At 64.3% G+C, this 3,063-nt stretch carries 3 protein-coding genes; 1 reads left to right on the top strand and 2 read right to left on the bottom strand.

What is annotated here, in order from left to right; translation table 11 throughout:
- The coding region (locus EN964_RS30295; RefSeq protein ID WP_373565078.1) for a cache domain-containing protein at positions 1-1,235 on the bottom strand (1,235 nt) is incomplete at its 3' end.
- A 140-nt stretch (positions 1,236-1,375) separates the two neighbouring features.
- Between EN964_RS30295 and EN964_RS30290 the strand changes: the two genes are divergently transcribed.
- Positions 1,376-2,704, top strand: a complete 1,329-nt coding sequence (locus tag EN964_RS30290; protein WP_127270823.1) for a dicarboxylate/amino acid:cation symporter — start codon at positions 1,376-1,378, stop codon at positions 2,702-2,704.
- A gap of 69 nt (positions 2,705-2,773) precedes the next feature.
- Here the strand turns inward: EN964_RS30290 and EN964_RS30285 are convergent.
- The coding region (locus EN964_RS30285; RefSeq protein WP_127277117.1) for an ROK family protein at positions 2,774-3,063 on the bottom strand (290 nt) is incomplete at its 5' end.

Raw genomic sequence — 3,063 nt, 5'->3', positions numbered from 1 at the left:
GTGTTGGAGCGGGTCAACTCGGCCGTTCGCGTGCTGACTCGGCTCTCCAGTTCGGCATTCATCCGCGCCAGCGCCTCCTGCCTCAGCCGTCGTGCGCGCTGGCGGCGGGTAAGCACGAAGGCAAGCAAGCCCATCAGCAGAAGCCCAAGCAGCGTGGTCAGGCGCGCCGTGTTGGCGGCCGATGAAAGAGCAGCGTCGGCGGGAGTGAGCAGCCAGAGACGCCAGCCAGGAACAGCAGCGGGCAAATCCTGCACCACCTCGACGAACTGGCGCGGTTTTCCCGCGTTGTCGATCGTCGCCAGGCCGTCACCAGCGCCGCGCCGGATCGGCAGCGGCTCGAAGCCTGCATCGGCCAATTGGAGATGCTCGTGGGCTGCGGCGGTGTCCTCGGCCGACAGTGGCGCCAGCGCACGGAACCGCCAGTCGGGCTGGCTGGTAGCCAGCACCACGCCGCGTTCATCAGTGATGAACACAAGGAAACCGCTGGAACGCCAATTGGCTTCGACGCCGTCGAGTTCGACCTTCAGCACCGCAACGCCAAGCGGCTTGCCGCCATCGTCGACGCGGCTGGCAAGGTACAGCCCCGGTCTGCCGCTGATTGTGCCGAGGCCATATTGGCTGGCAGCACCCTTGCTCATCGCTTCCTGGAAATAGTGCCGAAAATTGTAATCGATGCCGACAAAGCTCGCCGGTTCGTCGGCATTGCTGGCTGATATGGCGATGCCTGCCGTATCGATGATGTAGATGGCGGATGCCGAGGCATCGCCGGCAATCGACTTGAGCTTGTCGTTGAGGGCCTTTTCTTTCATTTTTCCGGCCCGGCGCAGAGCGCCGCGCACCGCATCGTCTCTGGCCAACACCAGTGGAACCAGGCGCTGCTTTTCGATTTCGCCGGTCAGGGTTCCCGCCGCCAGCGGCAGTGCGGCGAGTGCCGTCTCGCGCAGATTATCGGCCGCCTGGCCGGAGGCGATGCGCCCGGCAATGGCAATCACGCCGGCCAGAAAGGCAAGAGCGACGACCACGGCAACCCAGCGGCCATCGCGCAGCCGCGCCACGGCCTCGCGCAGCAATCCACGGCCGGCAAATCCGGGGGATCCGCTATCGGTGCCTGCTTGCGGCGTCTGCCCTCTCCCCTTTGCTCGCGGCCTTTCGGCCAGTGTAATGCGAAAATCCGCCCAGGCAAACACTGCCTGTGCGGAAATCCGCACAGGCTTTGGCCGCATGACGTCAGACAAAGGCGGAAATCCCGTGGTTCCGGCCTTTCCGCGAACTGGCACAGCGCTTGCAAAACTCCCTGGCAGCGGCGTGCGACCGGAGCGCCGCGATGGGAGAAGTCACGCAGGGCGCTCCGCCCCATCCGGCCAGGGAGAGTTCGATGCACATCGCAGACCATTCAGGCGCGTCTTCCGCGCAGCGCAAGCCTTTCTATGCCCAACTCTACGTGCAGGTGCTCGTCGCGATCACCGTCGGCATCCTGCTCGGCCATTTCTATCCGTCGGTCGGCGAGAGCATGAAGCCGCTCGGCGACGCCTTCATCAAGCTGGTCAAGATGATCATCGCCCCCGTCATTTTCCTGACCGTGACTACGGGCATTGCCGGCATGAGCGACCTGCAGAAGGTCGGGCGTGTCGCCGGCAAGGCGATGCTCTATTTTCTCACCTTTTCGACGCTGGCTCTGATCATCGGCCTTGTCGTCGCCAATGTCGTGCAGCCGGGCGCCGGCTTCAACATCGACCCGGCGACGCTCGACGCCTCGACCATCAGCAATTACGCCGCCAAGGCGCACGACCAGTCGGTCACCGGGTTCCTGATGAACATCATCCCGTCGACCATCGTCGGCGCCTTCGCCGACGGCGACATCCTGCAGGTGCTGTTCTTCTCGGTGCTGTTCGGCATCGCGCTGGCGTTGGTCGGCGACAAGGGCACGCCCGTGCTCAATTTCCTGCAGGCGCTGACGACACCGATCTTCAAGCTGGTCAGCGTGCTGATGAAGGCGGCCCCCATTGGTGCCTTCGGCGCGATGGCCTTCACCATCGGCAAATACGGCATCGGCGCGGTGATCAATCTCGCTATGCTGGTCGGCACCTTCTACGTGACGTCGTTCCTGTTCGTGTTCGTCGTGCTTGGCGCGGTCTGCCGCTACAACGGGTTCTCCATCCTGTCGCTGATCCGCTATATCAAGGAAGAGCTGCTTTTGGTGCTGGGCACCTCCTCATCGGAAGCCGCCCTGCCCTCGCTGATGGAAAAGATGGAGAAGGCCGGCGCCAAGCGCTCGGTCGTCGGCCTGGTCATCCCAACCGGCTATTCCTTCAACCTCGACGGCACCAACATCTACATGACGCTGGCGGCGCTGTTCATCGCACAGGCGACCAACATCCACCTGTCTATGGGTGACCAGATCCTGCTGCTGCTGGTGGCCATGCTTTCCTCCAAGGGTGCCGCCGGCATCACCGGGGCCGGCTTCATCACCCTTGCCGCGACGCTGTCGGTGGTTCCGGCGGTGCCGGTCGCCGGCATGGCGCTGATCCTCGGCGTCGACCGCTTCATGTCGGAGTGCCGGGCGTTGACCAACTTCGTCGGCAATGCTGTCGCCACGCTGGTGGTGGCTCGCTGGGAAGGCGAACTCGACAAGGCCAAGCTGGCCAGAGCGCTGGCGGGCACGGCCGACGATAGCCTGCCGGCGGACGTTGTTCCCGCCGAGTAATGACGCGCGGTCAATGCGTAAAAGGCCGGAGGCGTGCTGCCTCTGGCCTTTGTCATGCAGGTCGCAACGTCAGACCGTGCCGGTCTTGCTCAGCGGCGTGTCCGGAAACGTGCTTGGGCCGACAGGCATGCGGGCTGCCAAAGTGCCCCCGTCGTCGAACAGCACAAGGCTGGCGGCGCCGACGAGCCCGGCATGGCGGCCAAGCTGGGCCTGAACGACCGGCACGTCGCGATAGGCGCGCATGGCCCGTTGCCTGATGGTCGCCTCGATGGTCGGCAGCATCAGATCGAGCCCATTGGCGATGCCACCGCCGACGACCAGCACATCGGGCGAATAGAGATGCAGGAGATTGGTGAAGC

Origin of the sequence: Mesorhizobium sp. M7A.F.Ca.CA.001.10.2.1, from assembly GCF_003998575.1 — a bacterium.
In the GTDB taxonomy this organism is placed as follows: domain Bacteria; phylum Pseudomonadota; class Alphaproteobacteria; order Rhizobiales; family Rhizobiaceae; genus Mesorhizobium.
Note: the sequence above shows the minus strand (reverse complement) of the source record. Positions and strands in the feature narration are given on the sequence as shown.

Coding starts and splice junctions, on each gene's coding strand:
- EN964_RS30290 (WP_127270823.1), top strand. CDS start 1,376: ATGCACATCGCAGACCATTCAGGCGCGTCTTCCGCGCAGCGCAAGCCT.